Genomic DNA, 18,176 nt, shown 5'->3' with positions numbered 1-18,176 from the left:
GTGCGGAACGCTGCGCGCCGTGCCGGCCGTTCACCAACGGGTACAGATGTTCCAGTGGGTGCGGTACACCGGCCGGCCGAAGTGCGGAACGAAGGCGATCACCATCATTCCGGCGGCGATGACGGCGTTCATCGCGAGTGGTGGCAAGTCTCGGGTCAACACCGCCGCCAGCACCAGGGCGACGACGCCGATCGGCAGCCGCCAGAGCATCGCCCGGAAGACCACCAGCGCGTAGACGGTGCGGCCGGCGAGGAAGACCACCGGCCCGGCGACCACGACGGAGAGTTGGGTGGGATCGGCGCTCCCGGTGGGGTCCTTGGCGACGATGTCACCACCGGCGGCGACCAGCACGACGCCGGCCACCATGACCAGGTGCGCATAGGCGGCGACCAGCGCGATCCGGCCGGGGTTGGTGGCCCGGTCGATTCCGGTGGCGAAGTGTTCGGCGACGTAGACGATGTAGATCCGCCACATCGTCACGGTCATCACGAAGAGCAGGACCACGCCCGCCGTCTTCAGTGAAACGAAGGGCGGGTCGCCGTACTGCCGCACCCCGACCAGGATGATCTCGCCCAGGGTGACGATGAACATCTGCCGGTACCGTTCCGACAGGTGCTCGCCGCCGACCCGGAGTTCCTCGACACCCGACCGGCCGAACCGGGGCAGCGGATAGCCGAAGAAGCCGACCGCGAAGTCCGTCGTGATCGCGACCGCCCAGAAGACCAACCGCCAGGTACTGGGCAGGAACGCCCCGACCAGCCACAGCACGCCGGTCACGCAGAACCAGACGAGTACCCGCATGGCCCGCATCCGCAGCGCGTGGCCGCGCAGCGCGGTGATCAGGATGAGCCCACGGCAGAGGTGCAGGCCCACGTACGCCCCGGCGAAGGCGACGCCGTTGCGTCCCTCGAAGGCGCTGCTGACGGCGAGGGACATCAGTAGCCCGCCGAAGAGGACACCGATGACGATCAACTGCACCAGCGGCAGGCCGGGGTCGTACCAGTCGGTGGTGTACGCGGTGACCGTCCAGACCCACCAGATCGCGGCGAGCAGGACCAGGGTCTCCAGCACGTGGTCCCAGCCGAGGGCGCCGGTCAGGCGGTCGGAGAGCCGGGTGAGTGCGACGATGAGGCCCAGGTCGAAGAGGAGTTCCAGGTAGGAGATCCGGCGGGGAGTCTCCTGACCGCGCAGGATCCACCCCGACCGAGCCTGCGACACCGCTCCCCGTCTCTCCCGACAAATCTGTCGAAATTAGTACCATGTTCGGAGAGTCGCCACGCCGCCTTTGCGCACACAGTCCCCACCCGGCGCACCACCCCGACCGGAAGCGCCGGCCACCGACCGCCGAGGTCAGCTACGTCCCCTCTCCCCGACCAACCGTCTGGCCGAACTCCGCCCCTGCGCTGCCGCGAGGTGCTATGCGGGCGTCGTCTCGTATTCGGGAACCGTGGCCGGGGTGCTCCGGGTCCCCGGACGCATCGCCAGGATCAGGACGGCGAGCCCGGCGAAGATGATCGCGCTGATGAGGCCGGTGACGTGCAGGCTGACGGTGAACGCCTCCCGCGCGTTGTGCAGCAGTTCCGCGCCCTGGCCGCTGGGCAGGTGCTGACTGGCGGCGACCGCGCCGGCCAGCGAGTCGGAGGTGCCGCCCATCCGGCTGTCGTAGACCACCGCGGCCACCACGCCCAGCAGGGCAAAGCCGAGCGATCCACCGAGATAGTTGCCGGTCTCCGACATCGACGCCGCCGAACCGGCGCGCTCCGGGGGTACGGACCCGACGACCAGCCCGGTGCCGAGCGCGAACAGCGGACCGGTGCCCAGCGCCAGCACGGTGATGCCGATCATCACTGTCGACAGCGCGCCCGCACCGGGCACGCCGACCAGCAGCAGGCTGCCCAGGGCCGACCCCACCAGCCCACCGGCGATCGCGGCCCGCCGCCCTGTCCGGCGGGCCAGCGCCGGTGCGGCCATGGTGCCGACCGCCACGCCGAGGCCCATCGGTGCGAAGAGCAACGCCGAGGCGACCGGCGAGAAGCCGAGCACGTTCTGGAGGTACTGGGTCACCAGCAGGCCGGTACCGGCCATCGCGACGCCCGCGAAGACCAGCGCGACGATCACCGCGGTGAAGGGTCGGTGGTGAAACAGCCGCAGGTCCAGCAGCGGCGCCGCCAGCCGCAGTTGCCGGCGTACGAAGAGGAACCCGGTGAGCCCGCCGACGACCAGGGCCACCAGGGGCACCACCGGTACGCTCTCGACGGCCAACTGCTTGACGCCGTAGACCATCAGCAGCACCGCCACGAGCGACAGCCCGACGCTGACCGGGTCCAGCCGGCCGGCCCGGTCACCGCGGAACTCCGGCAGCAGGAACGGCCCGGCGAGCAGGAGCAGCAGCATCGCCGGTACGGCGGCCAGGAAGACCGAGCCCCACCAGAAGTGCTGGAGCAGGAACCCGGAGAGTACGGGACCGAGCGCGCCCCCGGTGAACTGACAGGACGCCCAGATCGCGATGGCCCGGCCGCGCTCTCCTTCGTCGCGGAACATGTTCATGATCAGGGCAAGGGTGGACGGGGCCAGGGTCGCCCCGGCGACGCCGAGCAGTGCCCGCGCGACGATCAGCATCAGCGGGCTGACCGCGAAGGCGGCGACGACCGACAGCACCGCGAAGGCGGCTCCGCCGATCATGAGCAGCCGTCGGCGACCGATCCGGTCACCGAGAGTACCCATGGTGATGACCAGGCCCGCCGCCAGAAGTCCGTAACTGTCGCTGATCCAGAGCTGTTGGATGTTGGTGGCGCCCAGGTCGGCGCTCAGCCGTGGCAGCGCGAGGAGCAGCGCCGTCAGGTCCACCGCGACGAGGAATGTCGGCATCATCAGGATCGTCAGTCCCCACCACCCCGGTTGACTCGCATATCCGAAACTTCCTGTTCTCTCGACCTTTGCCAGCCGGTCGGAGCCGTCGGGAGCTTCTTGACATCGCTGGACCGGATCCCTCGGATCCTGTCCGGCGGGGGTGCCGGAAGGGGGCGACCTCGCGGTCGGGACGGTGCGACGCTGAAAAACTCGTCCGGAGGTCGTCCGGGATGTCAAGCCGACGGCGGCGGCTCCGACCAACCGGCGCAAGGGCCCGGAGCGGGCTCGCGAACCACGAGGAGTACGAGATGAAGTTCCTGATCAGCCTGCATATCAACCCGGCGGTGCTGGACGCGCTGACCGACGAGGAGACGGCGGCGATCGGCGACGGCCACGGCAGGTTCATCGAGGCGCTGAAGGAGTCCGGAGAGTTGATCAACACGCTGGCGCTGGTCGACCCCTCCCAGGCGGCCGTGGTGGCGGTCCGGAACGGTCAGCCCGTGGTCACCGACGGACCGTTCGTGGAGTCCAAGGAGTATCTGGGCGGTTTCTACCTGATCGACTGCGAGAGCCGGGAGCGGGCGATCGAGCTGGCGTCGCAGATCCCGGACAGCGCGATCGAGGGCCTGGGGGTCGAGGTGCGGCAGGTGATGTTCGCCGACGGACAATTGGAGGCATGACGGCACGAGCGTTCGAGGACCTGCTGCGCGAACTCACGCCGCAGGTCCTCGGCGTGTTGGTGCGCCGGCACGGCCAGTTCGAAGGATGTGAGGACGCCGTGCAGGAGGCCGTCCTCGCCGCGTCCGTGCAGTGGCCGGCCGAGGGAGTTCCGGACAACCCGCGCGGCTGGTTGCTGACCGTCGCGACCCGGCGGCTCATCGACGAGATGCGCAGCGACCGCGCGCGCCGCGAGCGCGAGTCGGCCGCCGCCGTCGAACCGGCGCCCGAGGAGGTACCGGACACCGACGACACGCTCGTCCTGCTCTTCCTGTGCTGCCATCCGACGCTGACCCCGGCATCACAGATCGCCCTGACGCTGCGGGCGGTCGGCGGCCTCACCACCGCCGAGGTCGCCCGCGCCTTCCTGGTGCCGGAGGCCACGATGGCGGCCAGGATCAGCCGGGCCAAGCAACGCATCAGGGCCGCCGGCAGCTCGTTCCGGCTGCCGGAGGGTGCGGAGCGGGAGGAGCGGCTACGCGCCGTCCTACAGGTGCTCTATCTGATCTTCAACGAGGGGTACACCGCCTCCTCGGGCGCCGACCTGCACCGCGTCGACCTCGCGCACGAGGCGATCCGGCTGGCCAGACTGGTGCACGCACAGCTGCCCCGGGACGACGAGGTGACCGGGCTGCTCGCGCTGATGCTGCTGACACACGCCCGCTGGAGAGCACGGACCACCGCAACCGGTGACCTGGTGCCGCTGGACGAGCAGGACCGCACGAAGTGGGACCGTGCCCTCGTCGAGGAGGGCACCGAGCTGGTCAAGGCGTCGCTGGCCGGCCCGGCGCTGGGCCCCTATCAGCTACAGGCCGCCATCGCCGCCACCCACGACGACGCGACCACCGCCGAGGAGACGAACTGGCGGCAGGTGCACGCCCTCTATCTGATCCTGGAACGGATCGCACCGAATCCGATGGTGACCCTCAACCGGGCGATCGCGCTCGCCGAGATCGAGGGCCCGTCGGCCGGACTGGCCCTGCTCTCCACACTCGACGGTGACGGACGGATGGCCGGGAATCACCGGCTGTTGTCCGTACGGGCGCATCTGCTGGAGCGGGTCGGCGACACGGCCGGGGCGTACCAGCACTACCGGCGTGCCGCGAAGGCCACCGCCAGCCTCGCCGAACAGCGCTACCTGGAGTCCCGGGCCAGCCGGGTGAAAGCGACGATCCGACCCGGGCACGGCTGAGGTGGGTTGCGGCGATCCGGAGCCGTCACCAGTGATGGTCCCGCATGACGGGATCCCGGTCCGCCCAGCCGTCCGACCCTCTCCTGGGCTGGACGATGAGCAGCGCCGTCGCCAACTGGACAGCGGCCACCGGCAGCGCGGTCTCCGGCCCGTTGACGCCCAGCACCAACAACGGGAACGGCACCGCGAAGAGCAGCACCGCGGCCAACCTGAACCAGTACCAGCGGGCGGTGGTCAGCAGGCGCAGCACACCCAGGCAGAAGGTGGCCGCGACGCTCACGAAGACCACCAGCGGACTGAACCACAGGACCCCGACGAGCATCGCAGCCAGGGTTTGGCTGAGGGCCGCGCCGGACCTGACATCCCACAGGGCGATGCCCACCGCGCCCACCCCGAGGTAGAGCAGCACATGGAAGGTCAGCCACAGCGGGCCTGGTAGTCCGGCCAGCCGCCGAAGCGGGCGGCAGCGGAGGGCCTCGACGTCCATCGCGTCAGCGTATCGGGGCTCCGGAACGTGACCACCGCGGCCCGGACACCGCACGCGCGCGGTCGTCGCTGGTAGTCGGAGCTGGAGCGTCGACGTCCTCGCCGACGGGCGCTTCATACTGCCTTCTCTGCGGTTGTTGTTCGGATTCGAACGGCATCGGTTGTCTGGTAGGCGGAGGGTCGCCGCGGCCACCGACAGCTCGGACCGTCGTGATTGGAGGTTACCGTCGGCTGGGCGCTCTGGGCATGGCGGTGTCAGCCGAGCACGGCAGCCAGTTGGTCGTAGGTCGGAGCGAGCTGCCGCAACGTTCGGGTGGCGGATTCCGTGTGTCCGCCGACGATGTCGTGCTGGAGGCTGCCGATCAGCCGGGCCTGCTGGGTAGCGATTACGGCGGGTTCGTCCCGGCCGAGGCTGGTGAGCGCTGTTGCGGCGTTGGTGAGCCGTCGAGCGCCGACCCGGATCGCGAAATGCGTCAGGTGATCGTGCGTCTCAGGGTCAAGTCCGTCGGTGACCAGGTCAGCGAGGCGGTGTACGGCGGCGGCGCCGCTGATGGTGCCGGGCGGCACGGTGAGGTCGTCGCGCCCGCGCAGCCAGGCGACCGCTGCGGGCAGGGCCGCGCGCAGCGCTGCCTCGGTGGTGATCTCGCGGACCCGCTGGAAGTTGCCACGCATCGTGTACGGCTCAGCGTGGTAGAAGGTGATCGTGTCGGCGCGCCATGCGGCCAGGAAGTCCTTGGTGGGCAGGGTCGCGTAGGGGCAGCCGTACGGATCGTGGAACCGGACCAGCGTGTCGTCGGCTTCCAGGACAGCAACGAAGTGGTCCGACCCGATCGGCCCGGTCATTCCGGGCACGTGACGCAGCAGGCCCATCTCCAGCGGTCCGGCCAGGACGGGGCCGGTCTTAACCGCTTCCTCAAGGTTGGCCAGGGCTTGTTCGCTGTCGTCCGCGCTTTGCCGTCGGCAGGTCCAGCCGAGCAGCGCGATCGCGTCGTCGATACCGCGGTCGTCCCAGCCGTACGGGTCGAACAGCGGCACCCGCCCGCCGAGCAGGTGCATACCGAACGGCGAGCCGGTCAGCACTTCGATGATCGACGGGGAGGGCGCCGCGGGGCCCAGGGCCATGGCCAGCGAGTTGGCGTAGCAGTAGGGCCCGGAACCGATGTAGGGATGCATGGTTCAGCCTCTTTCGCTGGTCGAGATGGGGTAGGTGACGTCGAGGAGCGCGCCGTCGGTGCCGGGCCGGATCTCGACCGGGCTGGCAAGGCTGAGCACGTGGTTCGCGTCGATCCACGCCTCCAACGTCTCGTAGGCGCGCAGGATGTCGGGGAACCCGGCGTCGGCTTCGGCGACCGGCAGGTAGACGTCGGTGCCGGCCGGCGACAGCCGGATCCGCAGGTCGTCGACGGGTTCGATGGAGCCGGTGAACGGCACCGCGACCTCGACCGGTCCGTCGCCGTCGTGGGTGACGAATCCGTGCAAGTGCACCAGGGTCGGCCCGTCGTGCGGCAGGCCGGTCGCCTGCAGCCGGGCGCGGATGCGTTGCTGCGCGTCGGTGACGAAGGTGTCCAGCTCGCCGATGTGCACGCGCCGTTCCTGGCACAACAGCTTGCGTGGTGGCCTCACTCGCAGTCTCGGAGGGGCGGTGATCGGTGCGGCGGCACCGTCGAGGGCCTCGATCAGGTCGCGCCGGCGCCGCAATTGAGCCTCCTGGGCGGCCAGCCATGCGCGCAGCTCGGCCTGGCGACGTTCTGGGCTCAGCTCGATCAGAGTGGCGATGCGCGCCAGCGGCAGATCGAAGGTGCGCAGCCGTGCGATCAGCCGACCGCGGGCGATCTGGTCACGGTGGTAGCGGCGGTAGCCGGTGGCCGGGTCGATGCCGGCCGGTACCAGCAGGCCCTGCTCGGCGTAGAGCCGCAGCGCCTTCGACGACAGCCGGGTCGCTGCGCCGAACTCGCCGGGCAGCATGAGTTCCGCGTCGTTCACCCGCCCAGCGTGGGCCATTCCCTTGGGGCGAGGTCAAGCTCATCCGCCTCCGCCTTCTTCATCCTGCCGGTAGATCTCCCGGGTGGCCGGGTCCCAGGGGATGCACCAGCGTCCGCTGGGACCGCGGCGGGCGGGTACCTGACCGAGGCGCAGCCAGTTGTAGACCGCGTCGGCGGGGATGCCGAGTTCGGTGGCCGCCTGTTTGACGCTGACTTCGCCGTCGTGGACCGCGACGGTCCGGGGCCCGGGGATCTTGTAGACGTGCCGCAGGGACGCCATGTTGGCGGCGGTGTAGGGCTTGCCCATGCCGGTGGTCAGGCCGGCGGTGTTGAGCAGGTCGGCGAGTTGACCGCTGGTGTGGGTGGCGCGGGTGCGGGTGTTCCCAGGTGATCGAAGCGGGACGCACCTGCCGTCGTCCGCCCCGGTGACGACGAGCGGTCCGGACGGCTCGCCCCGGAGCCAACGTGAACGCCACCCCCGGGCGTCGGGAGAGTCGCGACCTTCCGACACCGGCATCGATAACAAGAACTCGCGGTTTGATTTCCCGCATCGATTCGATTCTCTGTGCCGAAAGATGTTATCAGCCAACGCGGTAAACGTCGGGTTCTCCGAAGTAGGGCGCCGTCGGTCGTACGGATGCCAGCTGCGGTACACGCATTGATGTTCACCCCTTGAATACCTCGAAACAGTCTGGCAATATGCCGTACATCCGTCGCCTGAGCGGCTCTCCCATGTCTCACTTGATGCCCGTGAGGCCATGCGGCCGGTCATGTTAGCGGTAACACTGTTCGGTTTCCGCACCCGGGAGGAGAGCGCGAAAGCGTGGCCGGGCAATGAAGACGCCCATGCCGTCACACCGAAATGACGGACGGCGTCGCCGGTCAGCCACGCTTCCGTGCCGTCCAGGGAATGCGAGGAACCCCACCACCGCCACGCGTGGCGTACCGCGCCCGGGTGGTTCCGGCAAAGGAGAAAGACTATGGATGTCGTGGCGCAGGCGCCACCAGTCACGCCGGCTCCAGGACCGGCCTGCCAGGGTACGGTCCGCGTCCCGCGACGCCGCTGGCGGTCCGGGCTCGTCGTCGCCGTGGTGTCCGCCCTCGTCGCTACCGCGGCGGTCGCGTTCGGTCCGGCTCCGGCGTCGGCTGCGACGGTCGACACGAGCGCGTGGTACGTGCTGGTCAACCGGAACAGCGGCAAGGCCCTGGACGTGTACAACCTGGCCACGAACGACGGCGCGCGGATCACCCAGTGGGCGCGGAACGACGGCAACCAGCAGCAGTGGCAGTTCGTGGACTCCGGCGGTGGCTACTACCGGTTGCGGTCCCGGCTCTCCGGCAAGGTGCTGGACGTCTACAACTGGTCGACCGCCAACGGTGCCAACATCGTGCAGTGGGCCGACAGCAACGGGGCCAACCAGCAGTTCCGGCTGGCCGACTCCGACGGCGGCTACGTCCGGTTGATCAACCGGAACAGCAACCGGGTGGTGGAGGTGCAGGGCGCCTCGACCGCCGACGGCGGGAACGTCGTCCAGTACGACGACTGGAACGGCACCAACCAGCAGTGGCAACTGGTACGCCTCAACGGCGGCGGCACCCCCACCACGCCGCCGACGACGCCGCCGCCGACGGGCAGCTGCAACCTTCCGTCGACGTACCGGTGGTCGTCGACCGGGGCGCTGGCGCAGCCGAGGTCGGGGTGGGTGTCGCTGAAGGACTTCACCCATGCTCCCTACAACGGCAGGCAACTGGTCTACGCGACGACGCACGACACCGGAACGACGTGGGGCTCGATGAACTTCGGCCTCTTCACGAACTGGTCCGAGATGGGGTCGGCGAGCCAGAACGCGATGCCGTTCGCCGCTGTCGCGCCGTCGCTGTTCTACTTCGCCCCGCGCAACGTCTGGGTGCTCGCCTACCAGTGGGGTGGACCCGCCTTCTCCTACCGGACCTCGACCGACCCCACCAACGTGAACAGCTGGTCGGCACCCCAGACGCTCTTCACCGGCAGCATCTCCAACTCCGGCACCGGACCGATCGACCAGGCGGTCATCGGTGACGGTACGAACATGTACCTCTTCTTCGCCGGGGACAACGGCCGGATCTACCGGGCCAGCATGCCGATCGGGAACTTCCCGGGCAGCTTCGGCTCGAACTACACGACGATCATGACCGACTCGACGAACAACCTCTTCGAAGGCGTCCAGGTCTACAAGCTCCAGGGCCAGAACCGGTACCTGATGCTCGTCGAGGCGATCGGCGCACAGGGCCGGTACTTCCGCTCGTTCACCGCCACCAGCCTGGGCGGCACCTGGACCCCGCAGGCCGCGACCGAGGGCAACCCCTTCGCCGGCAAGGCCAACAGCGGCGCCACCTGGACCAACGACATCAGTCACGGCGAACTGATCCGCAGCAACGCGGACCAGACGATGACGGTGGATCCCTGCAACCTACAGCTGCTCTACCAGGGGCGTTCCCCCAACTCCGGCGGCGACTACGGCCTGCTGCCCTACCGGCCCGGCCTGCTGACCCTGCAACGCTGACGGCGTGATCGGGCGAGCTGTCGCAGCGCCTGGGGCCCGTGGCGCTTGAGCAGGAGAACGCCGCGCCGGCGGTGGGAGACCCGAACGGATCTCCCACCGCCGGCGCCCCTGCTCGGCAGGCGCAACGGTGCGACCCGGTCAGCCGACGGGCTCCGCCACGACGAGCTGGAACTTCTCGAAGGTCAGCCGCACCGTGTTGTGCCGGGCGTCGACGGTGCCCAGCGAGACGCCGTTGAAGGGGTCGGTCAGCCGGTACCTCCCCCGGCCCAGGCCGCGCAACTCGACCGTCCCGTCCCACTGGTCGGCGTAGAAGGCGTAGTGCAGGGTCCCGCGCCTGGTCACCACGTGCGCCTCGGGCTTGTCGAACCCGATGTCGTACAGGTCGCCCCGGTACTCCCCGGCGGGCAGCATGTGCCGCTGGTACAGGCTCACCCACTTACGCCAGAGCGCATCCTTCTCCGGGGTGAGCACGTTCTCCTCGTCCGGGCCCGTCGGGTAGGTGAACTTGGTCGACAGGACGGCGCCCACGCCGTAGCTCGACGCGAAGTCGTCGCCGCCGTCGCTCAGTTCGACATGGTCGCCGGCATAGCTGGCGCCCTCGCCCATCAGTGCCTTCATCGTCTTGCCCTTGGTCCGCACCTGGTACGACGAGGTCGGGTCGGAGCCCGGGTACTGGTCGATGTAGGGCAGGTTGTGGAAGGCGAAGGCGGTGCCGCAGGGGCAGAGCTCGACGACCGCGTCGCGGTTCGCCCGGTGCGCGGCCTCGTACACCGCCTTCCAGAACTGCGCCAGGCCCTCGGTCGACTCCTCGGGGCGGGCGTGCCGGTGCGCCGGGTTGTAGCAGGGTGTGACGCCGTTGAGGTGCTGGCCGTCGATCTTGAGTCCCTCGTAGCCCCAGTCTCGGATGAACCTCTTCACCTGCGCGACGAAGTAGTCCACCGTGGGCTGGTACGCCGGGCAGAGCGTCCAGGCGTTCCACCAGGTCACCTTCTGCATCTTGCCGTCCCGGTCCAGCAGGAGCATGTCCGGGCGTTCCTTGAACAGGTTGCTCTCCGGATCGGCCGCCAGCGGGGCCCACCACAGCCGCGGCCGCAGGCCGGCGTCCCGGATCCGCCTGGTGAAGGCGCGCATGTCCGCCTCGCCGCGCGGGAACTTCGCCGGGTTGAGGTCCCAGTCGCCCTCGTTGGTCTGCCAGCCGTCGTCGAGGACGGCCCACTTGAGGCCGACCTCGCGCACCTTGGGGAGCGTCGCGATGACCTGCTCGACGGTGAAGTCGCGCTCGTAGCCCCAGGCGCACCAGATGGGGTCGAAGGCGGACTTCGGTGACCGGGGAGCCCGCTGGCCGATGTCGCTCATGTAGTCGCGATAGCGCTGGAGCGGCACGAAGTGGTCGCCCGGGTGGGCGGTCAGGAACGTGGTGTCGGTCGCCAACTCCTGGCCCGGCTTCAGGGTGACCGGGGTGTCGCCCTCGACGGCGATGCTCGCGCCGTCGCGGGTCTTGCGGACCGGCAGGCGCAGGATCCTCGCCACGGGCTCGACGTGCCCGACGGAGATGCCGGCGCCGGAACGCCAGACGGTGGCCATCGGGGTACCGCCGCCGTAGTCGGAGGAGTCCATCCCCAGCGAGTTCTTCTGGTCGAAGCCGTCCGGCACCGGCTGGACCCAGTCGCGACGGTCCTCGTAGGTGGTACCCGAGAAGGTGTAGAAGCCGCCGGGCTTCTCCAGCAGTTCGTGCGCGCCGCTGCGCCACCCGGTGACCGTCAACTCGGCGCCGGAGATGTTGGTGTAGGTCACCCTCATCACGATCATTCCGGTCAGCCGCTGGTAGGAGGTCAGCTCCACCGTCTTGCGTACGCCCGCCCTGGAGTCGCCCCGGACGGTCACCGTCACGCCCGCGCCGTGCCGGGGGTGCCGGCTACGGCGGGTCTGGTGTCCGCGGTAGCGGAAGTCGGCGACGGTCGTACCGCCCAGCAGCAGGGCTTCGCTGGCGTCGAAGCGCGTGACGTCGACGCCCTTCAGGGCCACCCGGGTGTGCAGTTTGTCGTCGAACTCCAGGGTGATGGAGGTGTCGCCGACCCCGACGACGTCGGGACCACGGTTCGGCGCGGCGGCTGCGAGTGTGGCGCCCACACCCGTGGTCAGGGCAGGCAACGCGGCCAGGCCGGCGCCGCCCAGTGCCACCTTCAGTACGCTCCGCCGCTTCATCTCGGTCATGTCGAACTCTCTTTCGGGCTCGTTGCGCACCTTCGGGCTTGTTGCGCAGCTTTCGACAACCAGGCGCGCCGTTCGCTCACCCGTTGTTGATCATCTAGATCGGGCGCCCCCGAACGGGCCGGTACGGCCTGCGGTGTCGAAGCGAGGTCAGGGTGGTTCCAACGGACTGCCGCACCGCCGTCTGGTTCACGGGTGGATGCGCGGAGCAGACCGGAGGGATGTCAACCGTCGACCCGGCACGCTGGCGGCGACAGGATCGAGCAGAAGCTCACTCATCGAGCGTTCCCCGTTCGCTGCGGGATGGTCTGCTCGACGAACGTAAGTGGTATAGTCTTGGCTTGTCAATGGCCGGTTCTCGGTAGTTTCCTGGTTTGGCCACCCTGGTCCGACCCGAGCCGGTGGGCCGCCTGCGGGCGACCGGCCGCAGGATCGACTGAACTGGTATGGTTGGCTGGTATGACTGTTGCGAGGACGCGGATGCCCCGTGGCCTGTTCGCCGACGACGCGCTTCCGCTCTACGAGCGCACCGCCGGACAGCTACTCGACGACCTACGTGCCTCCGCCGCCCGCGCAGGTGACCGGTTGCCCTCCGAGCGGGCGCTGGCGACCCGGTACGCCGTCTCGCGCGTGACACTGCGAGCCGCCCTCGCCGACCTGGAGGCCCGCGGCGTCGTACGACCGGCGTCCTCGCGGGGATGGTTCGTCGCCGACCTCGACCAGTTCCCCGAGCCGGCGACGGCGCCCACCACGGCAGCCCCCCAGGTGCAGGGCCTCGCCGACTTCGCCCGGCTCAACGGTCTGACGCCGAGCAGCCGGGTTCTCTCCGCCACGGTTCGCCCGGCGACGGTGTCCGAGGCCGAGAGTCTCCGCATCGCTCCCGGCGCCGACCTCTTCGACCTCCACCGCCTGCGCTTCCTCGACGGCCTGCTGGTGGTACTCGAACACAACCGGCTGCCGTTGGCCGCCTGCCCGGCCCTGGCCGAGACCGATTTCAACGCCGCCTCGCTCTACGCCACGCTGCGCGCGGCGGACCCGCCGCAGATGCCGCGCGTCGCCGACTACTCGTGCGAAGCCCGCCACCCGACGCCACGCGAGATCGAGCTGTTCGAGATCGCCGAGACCATGCCGATGCTCGTCGCCACCACGCTCACCTTCAACCAGGCGGGCCGGCCGATCGAGCTGACCACCCAGGTCTACCGGGGCGACCGCTACCGCTTCCGAGCCTCCATCACCAATCGGTGACGACGGCCGCCGGGCGGTAGCCGGAGCAGGGCGGGTCGCCGCCGTATCACCGGCCGCCGGAAAGCGGTCGCCCGGCGCCGCGCCGACCCGTTCCGGCGGGTGGTCGGCCGGTCTGTCGATGATGGACGGTCGGTAGCGGTACCGGCCGCGGCAGGTCGCCACCCCACTTCACCTCGGTAGGCCGTGCCGCCGCCGTCCGACGGCGCTGTCCGACGCCTCTGTTCGACGCCTCGGTTCGCGGCTGGGCCCGGCTGCGACGACCCACCGGCCGTGGTCGGCTCCCACTCCAGGTGCGCCGTACCAGATTGCGACCATCTAGACAGTAGCCGACCAGAACGAATACCAGTATGGTCCATTACCAGCTTCGGAACGCCGAGGAGGAGGAGTCGCCCGTGAACAACCCGCTCGACACGGTCATCGCCCTGCACAAACGGGGGGAACCGGTCGGCATCACGTCGATCTGCTCCGCCCATCCACTGGTCCTGGAGGCCGCGATGGCACAGGCCCGGGAGGACGGCGACCTGCTGTTGATCGAGGCGACCTCGAACCAGGTCGACCAGGACGGCGGCTATACCGGTATGCGACCGGCAGACTTCCGCGACCTGGTGTACCGGGCCGCCGACCGGGCCGGGCTGGCTCGGGAGCGGATCGTTCTCGGCGGCGACCACCTGGGCCCGAACCGGTGGCGGTCGTTGCCGGCGGAGCAGGCCATGGTCCGCGTCGACGTGCTCGTCGCGGCGTACGTCGAAGCCGGATTCACCAAGATCCACCTTGATTGCAGCTACCCCTGTGCGGACGATCCGACCCCGTTGCCCGACGAGGTGATGGCCGCCCGGGCCGCCCGGATGCTCGCGGTCGCCGAGCGGACCGCCGCCGCGATCGGCCGGACCGGGGAACTCCGGTACGTCATCGGCACCGAGGTCCCGGTGCCCGGCGGTGCCGAGGAGACGATCGAGGAACTCCTGCCCACCACCGCCGAGTCGGCCCGCGCCACCCTGGCCCGGCACCGGGCGGCCTTCGCCGCGCAGGGCCTCGAAGAGGTCTGGCCCCAGGTGATCGCCCTGGTGGTGCAGCCGGGCGTCGAGTTCGACCACCTTCGGGTGGTGGACTACGACCGGGACCGCACCAAGGACCTACAGCGGGTCCTCGACGACGAGCCGACGATGGTCTTCGAGGCGCACTCCACCGACTACCAGACCGTCCCGCGACTCGCCGCCCTGGTCGAGGACCACTGGGCCGTGCTCAAGGTCGGACCCGGGCTGACCTTCGCGCTCCGGGAGGCCCTCTTCGCGCTGGCCGCGATCGAGGCCGAACTCGTCGCGGAGCAGGATCGCTCGAACCTGCCGGAGGTGGTCGAGCAGCGGATGCGCGCCGAGCCGGGACAGTGGGCGAAGTACTACACCGGCGGCGCCGCCGAGCAGCGCCTCGCCCGGCGGTACAGCTACAGCGACCGGATGCGCTACTACTGGCCGGACCCGGAGATCGAGGGCGCGCAGCGGCGACTGCTGGCCAACCTGACCGGCCGGGAGATCCCACTGCCGCTGCTCAGCCAGTACCTTCCCGACCAGTACCGGCGGGTCCGCGACGGCACCCTCGGCAACCATCCCGGCGAACTCGTCCTCGACCGGATCCGGGACGTCCTGCGCGGCTACCGCCAGGCGACCACCCCCGCGCGACCGGGGCGGGCGGCATGAGCACCCTCCTCGGCCACGACCCCGAGCACCTGCGCCGGCTCGGCGCCCTCGACACCAGCCGGGAGATCGCCCAGCAGCCGGCCGTGTGGCGGCAGATCGGCCGGATGGCGGCGGAATCGGGTACGACGACCGCCACGTTTCTCAAGCCGCTGCTCGAACGGCCCGAGCTGCGCATCGTGCTCACCGGAGCGGGCACCTCCGCGTACGTCGGGGAGGTGCTGGCGCCGGCACTGCGCCGGCGGCTGGGTCGCCGGGTGGAGGCCGTCGCCACCACCGACATCGTGGCCGACCCGCTGGCCTGCTTCGCCGAGGACGTCCCGACCCTGCTGGTCTCCTTCGCCCGTTCCGGAGACAGTCCGGAGAGCGTCACCGCCCCCGAACTGGCCACCGAGGTACTGACCGACTGCTGGCACCTGGTGGTGACCTGCAACGGGCAGGGGAAGCTCGCCCGCCAGCACGCCGACCGGTCGACCTCGCAGGTGCTGCTGCTGCCCGAAGCCGCCAACGACCGGGGTTTCGCGATGACGTCCAGCTTCACCGGCATGGTGCTGGCCGGCCTGCTCGCCCTCGGCGGCCCCGACGACGCCCTGGTGGAGCGGCTCGCCGGCGCGGCCGAGGAGCTGCTGACCACCCGGCCGGCCGCGGCCGCCGACCTCGCCGCCCGGGGCTACTCCCGGGTCGTCTACCTCGGCAGCGGTGCCCTGCACGGCCTGGCCCGGGAATCCGCCCTGAAGGTCCTGGAGCTGACCGCCGGTCGCGCGGTGGCGCTGGCCGAAACCGCGCTGGCCTTCCGGCACGGGCCGAAATCCGTACTCAACGAGCAGACCCTGGTCGTCAGCTACGAGTCGAACGACCCGTACACCAGCCAGTACGACCGGGACATGGTGGCCGAGCTGCTGCGGGTGATCCCCGAGCGGAACCTCGTCACCGTCACCGGCCGTGCCGGGCGGCGAGCCGGGGACGACGACAACGGCTGGCTCCTGCCCGACGTCGGTGACGTGGACGACGCCGCGCTGGCACTGCCGGCGGTGATCTGCGCGCAGCTGATCGGCCTGCACTTCTCCCTGGCGCTCGGCTGTACCCCGGACAACCCCTTTCCGGGCGGGGAGGTCAACCGGGTCGTCCAGGGCGCGATCATGTACCCCCTGGCCGGCCAGCACACGGCGGGGCCGACGACACCGGCGGCCCGACTCCACTCCCCCGGCCCGGACGGCGACCGAGCCTACGCCGGCAGCAACGCCACACGGAGGTGAGACAGATGTTCCTCGGCGTGGACGGCGGCGGCACCAAGACCGCCTTCTGCCTACTGAGGGCGGACGGCACGATCGTGGCCCAGGCGACGACCGCGAGCAGTTACTACTTCGGCGAAGGCATCGACCTGGTCACCCGGGTCCTCAAGGAGGGCGTCGGCGCCGTCTGCGCGACGGCCGGCATCACCCCGGCCGAGATCGACTTCGCGTTCTTCGGCATCCCGACCTACGGCGAGGTCAGCGACGACGTCGGCACGCTGGACGCGCTGCCACGGGAGATCCTAGGCCACCACCGGTACCGGGTGGACAACGACATGGTCTGCGGCTGGTCCGGTTCGCTGGGCGCCGTGGACGGCATCAACGTGATCAGCGGTACCGGATCGATGACCTACGGCGAGCGGGCCGGTCGTGGCCTGCGCGTCGGCGGCTGGAGCGAACTCTTCGGCGACGAGGGCTCGGCGTACTGGATCGCCATCCGGGGCCTCCAGGCGTTCTCCCGGATGAGCGACGGTCGGCAGCCCGCCGGCCCGCTCCTGGACGTCCTGCGCGACCATCTGAAGCTCGCCGCGGACCTGGACCTGATCGACGTCGTGCTGAACCGGTGGCACGGCGATCGCGGCAAAATCGCGGCGCTGAGCGCCCTGGTCACCGGCGCCGCCGACCGGGGCGACGAGGCGGCCGCGGCGATCCTGGCCGAGGCCGGCCGGGAACTCGCCCATCTGGTGGAGACCACCCGGAGCCGGCTCGGCTACTCCGCAGACGAGCAGGTGCTGGTCTCCTACTCCGGCGGCACCTTCAACGCAGCACAGGTGCGCGCGGAGTTCCGGGCGCACCTGCACACGCTGCACGACCGGTACGACCTTCGTCAGCCGATGTACCCACCGGTTGTCGGTGCGGCGCTCTACGCCGCGAAACAGGCCCGCAGCCCGCTCCGCGCAGACGCGCTCGAGCATCTCCGGACCGCCCCGCCCGCCACCGCTGCCTGAGGAGGCGCAGATGCCAACGACTATTTCCCGCATCAGCCGGAGCTGGATCCCGTACGCGGGACTGCTCGTACTTTTCTGGGGCGTCTGGGGAGCCTTCTCCGCCGTCCCGACCAGCGACTACGGCTACCCCGACGGCATGGTCTACGTCGTCTGGTCGCTGACCATGATCATCCCGGCCGTCGCCGCGCTGCGCGGCAACCGGCTGGACCGCCGCCCCATCGCGGCCGGCTACGGCCTGCTGGTCGGCCTGACCGGTGCCGGCGGCCAGTTGCTGCTGTTCAAGGCGCTCACCATCGGCCCGGCCTACCTGATCTTCCCGCTGATCGCGCTGTCCCCGGCGATCACCGTGCTGATGGCCATGGCGCTGCTGCGGGAGCGCATCCCCCGGCTCGCCATGGTCGGCGCGGTCGCCGCGCTGGTCGCGGTCGTGCTGTTCAGCGTCAGCGACGGCGACGGATCCGCCACCGGCGGAGCGTGGCTGATCCTGGCCATCGTGGTCTGTGTCGCCTGGGGTGTGCAGGCCTACTTCATGCGCAAGGCCGCCACGGTCGGGGTCAACGACGCCACCACCTTCACCTGGATGACGATCAGTGGCCTGCTGCTGGCGCCGATCGCCATCTGGATGGCCGGCGGCCTGGCGCTGGACGCCCCCTGGCAGGCACCGTCCCTCGCCGCGGTCACCCAGCTGCTCAACGCCGTCGGCGCGTTGTTCCTGGTGATGGCGTTCAGCCGGGGCAAGGCCTCGATCGTCGCCCCCACGACCAACGCGCTGGCGCCGGTGCTGACCGTGGTCCTCTCGCTGGCCGTCTACCAGAAGGTGCCGTCGGTCTACGCCACGATCGGCATCGTGCTGGCCATCGTCGGCTCCACCCTGATGGTCTACGCCGACGAGAAGCGCGGCGAGGCCCTGGCGGCGGGGGCGGCCAGCCCGACCACGCTCGACCGGGACGGCACGCCGGACGTCGCCGTACCGTAACCGCCAGCGCGGCCCCGCCGGCCGCCGGTCCGGACCTGGTCCGG

At 70.1% G+C, this 18,176-nt stretch carries 15 protein-coding genes; 8 read left to right on the top strand and 7 right to left on the bottom strand.

What is annotated here, in order from left to right; genetic code table 11:
- Positions 1-30: 30 nt before the first annotated feature.
- Together C6361_RS01660 and C6361_RS01655 are read right to left on the bottom strand one after the other, a co-directional pair.
- The gene (locus C6361_RS01660) at positions 31-1,218 is read right to left on the bottom strand and encodes a low temperature requirement protein A (protein ID WP_159079124.1); all 1,188 of its coding nucleotides are present in this window, start codon (positions 1,216-1,218) and stop codon (positions 31-33) included.
- Positions 1,219-1,416: 198 nt separating this feature from the next.
- A complete protein-coding gene (locus tag C6361_RS01655; RefSeq protein ID WP_199853198.1) occupies positions 1,417-2,871 on the bottom strand; it encodes an MFS transporter in 1,455 nt (484 codons plus the stop codon).
- A 287-nt stretch (positions 2,872-3,158) separates the two neighbouring features.
- Between C6361_RS01655 and C6361_RS01650 the strand changes: the two genes are divergently transcribed.
- Complete coding sequence (locus C6361_RS01650) at positions 3,159-3,530, top strand: YciI family protein (protein ID WP_107259499.1); 372 nt, start codon at positions 3,159-3,161, stop codon at positions 3,528-3,530.
- Complete coding sequence (locus C6361_RS01645) at positions 3,527-4,759, top strand: RNA polymerase sigma factor (RefSeq protein ID WP_107266521.1); 1,233 nt, start codon at positions 3,527-3,529, stop codon at positions 4,757-4,759. The genes C6361_RS01650 and C6361_RS01645 overlap by 4 nt, the downstream gene beginning before the upstream one ends.
- Before the next feature lie 25 nt (positions 4,760-4,784).
- On the opposite strand, the gene C6361_RS01640 is transcribed toward C6361_RS01645, so the two are convergent.
- The 4 genes from C6361_RS01640 to C6361_RS36785 form a co-directional block, all read right to left on the bottom strand.
- The gene (locus C6361_RS01640) at positions 4,785-5,246 is read right to left on the bottom strand and encodes a hypothetical protein (RefSeq protein WP_107266520.1); all 462 of its coding nucleotides are present in this window, start codon (positions 5,244-5,246) and stop codon (positions 4,785-4,787) included.
- Positions 5,247-5,500: 254 nt separating this feature from the next.
- A complete protein-coding gene (locus C6361_RS01635) occupies positions 5,501-6,418 on the bottom strand; it encodes a hypothetical protein (protein ID WP_107266519.1) in 918 nt (305 codons plus the stop codon).
- A 3-nt stretch (positions 6,419-6,421) separates the two neighbouring features.
- Positions 6,422-7,228, bottom strand: a complete 807-nt coding sequence (locus C6361_RS01630) for a MerR family transcriptional regulator (protein ID WP_234359263.1) — start codon at positions 7,226-7,228, stop codon at positions 6,422-6,424.
- A 39-nt stretch (positions 7,229-7,267) separates the two neighbouring features.
- Positions 7,268-7,738 (bottom strand): hypothetical protein, encoded by a 471-nt coding sequence (locus tag C6361_RS36785; RefSeq protein ID WP_159079123.1) that lies wholly within the window; start codon positions 7,736-7,738, stop codon positions 7,268-7,270.
- A gap of 469 nt (positions 7,739-8,207) precedes the next feature.
- On the opposite strand from C6361_RS36785, the gene C6361_RS01620 reads away from it, so the two are divergent.
- Positions 8,208-9,770 carry a non-reducing end alpha-L-arabinofuranosidase family hydrolase gene (locus tag C6361_RS01620; protein WP_107266517.1) on the top strand — a complete coding sequence of 521 codons (1,563 nt, stop codon included), beginning with the start codon at positions 8,208-8,210 and terminating at the stop codon, positions 9,768-9,770.
- Positions 9,771-9,908: 138 nt separating this feature from the next.
- Here C6361_RS01620 and C6361_RS01615 read toward each other — a convergent pair whose 3' ends face one another.
- Positions 9,909-11,984 (bottom strand): glycoside hydrolase family 36 protein, encoded by a 2,076-nt coding sequence (locus C6361_RS01615; RefSeq protein WP_107266516.1) that lies wholly within the window; start codon positions 11,982-11,984, stop codon positions 9,909-9,911.
- Positions 11,985-12,440: 456 nt separating this feature from the next.
- Here C6361_RS01615 and C6361_RS01610 point away from each other — a divergent pair, with 456 nt between their 5' ends.
- The 5 genes from C6361_RS01610 to C6361_RS01590 all read left to right on the top strand — a co-directional run bounded on the left by C6361_RS01610 (position 12,441) and on the right by C6361_RS01590 (position 18,132).
- On the top strand, positions 12,441-13,226 hold the full coding sequence (locus tag C6361_RS01610) for a GntR family transcriptional regulator (RefSeq protein ID WP_199853197.1): 786 nt from the start codon (positions 12,441-12,443) through the stop codon (positions 13,224-13,226).
- 392 nt (positions 13,227-13,618) lie between these two features.
- The gene (locus C6361_RS01605; protein ID WP_107270665.1) at positions 13,619-14,920 is read left to right on the top strand and encodes a D-tagatose-bisphosphate aldolase, class II, non-catalytic subunit; all 1,302 of its coding nucleotides are present in this window, start codon (positions 13,619-13,621) and stop codon (positions 14,918-14,920) included.
- The gene (locus C6361_RS01600; RefSeq protein WP_107266514.1) at positions 14,917-16,173 is read left to right on the top strand and encodes an SIS domain-containing protein; all 1,257 of its coding nucleotides are present in this window, start codon (positions 14,917-14,919) and stop codon (positions 16,171-16,173) included. Before C6361_RS01605 ends, C6361_RS01600 begins: the two co-directional genes overlap by 4 nt.
- A 5-nt stretch (positions 16,174-16,178) precedes the next feature.
- The gene (locus C6361_RS01595; RefSeq protein ID WP_107266513.1) at positions 16,179-17,156 is read left to right on the top strand and encodes a BadF/BadG/BcrA/BcrD ATPase family protein; all 978 of its coding nucleotides are present in this window, start codon (positions 16,179-16,181) and stop codon (positions 17,154-17,156) included.
- 10 nt (positions 17,157-17,166) lie between these two features.
- Positions 17,167-18,132, top strand: coding sequence for a DMT family transporter (locus C6361_RS01590; protein ID WP_107259515.1), 966 nt, complete (start codon positions 17,167-17,169; stop codon positions 18,130-18,132).
- Positions 18,133-18,176 lie beyond the last annotated feature (44 nt).

It is taken from the genome of Plantactinospora sp. BC1 (genome assembly GCF_003030345.1).
GTDB lineage: Bacteria > Actinomycetota > Actinomycetes > Mycobacteriales > Micromonosporaceae > Plantactinospora.
The sequence above is the reverse complement of the archived record's forward strand: the minus strand, read 5'-3'. Positions and strand labels throughout refer to the sequence as shown.

What these genes read in the sequence shown, in the direction of transcription:
- C6361_RS01615 (WP_107266516.1), bottom strand. Translation starts at nt 11,984, where the DNA reads ATGACCGAGATGAAGCGGCGGAGCGTACTGAAGGTGGCACTGGGCGGC.
- C6361_RS01645 (WP_107266521.1), top strand. Translation starts at nt 3,527, where the DNA reads ATGACGGCACGAGCGTTCGAGGACCTGCTGCGCGAACTCACGCCGCAG.
- C6361_RS01620 (WP_107266517.1), top strand. Translation starts at nt 8,208, where the DNA reads ATGGATGTCGTGGCGCAGGCGCCACCAGTCACGCCGGCTCCAGGACCG.
- C6361_RS01650 (WP_107259499.1), top strand. Translation starts at nt 3,159, where the DNA reads ATGAAGTTCCTGATCAGCCTGCATATCAACCCGGCGGTGCTGGACGCG.
- C6361_RS01600 (WP_107266514.1), top strand. Translation starts at nt 14,917, where the DNA reads ATGAGCACCCTCCTCGGCCACGACCCCGAGCACCTGCGCCGGCTCGGC.
- C6361_RS01655 (WP_199853198.1), bottom strand. Translation starts at nt 2,871, where the DNA reads ATGATGCCGACATTCCTCGTCGCGGTGGACCTGACGGCGCTGCTCCTC.
- C6361_RS01595 (WP_107266513.1), top strand. Translation starts at nt 16,179, where the DNA reads ATGTTCCTCGGCGTGGACGGCGGCGGCACCAAGACCGCCTTCTGCCTA.
- C6361_RS01610 (WP_199853197.1), top strand. Translation starts at nt 12,441, where the DNA reads ATGACTGTTGCGAGGACGCGGATGCCCCGTGGCCTGTTCGCCGACGAC.
- C6361_RS01635 (WP_107266519.1), bottom strand. Translation starts at nt 6,418, where the DNA reads ATGCATCCCTACATCGGTTCCGGGCCCTACTGCTACGCCAACTCGCTG.
- C6361_RS01640 (WP_107266520.1), bottom strand. Translation starts at nt 5,246, where the DNA reads ATGGACGTCGAGGCCCTCCGCTGCCGCCCGCTTCGGCGGCTGGCCGGA.
- C6361_RS01590 (WP_107259515.1), top strand. Translation starts at nt 17,167, where the DNA reads ATGCCAACGACTATTTCCCGCATCAGCCGGAGCTGGATCCCGTACGCG.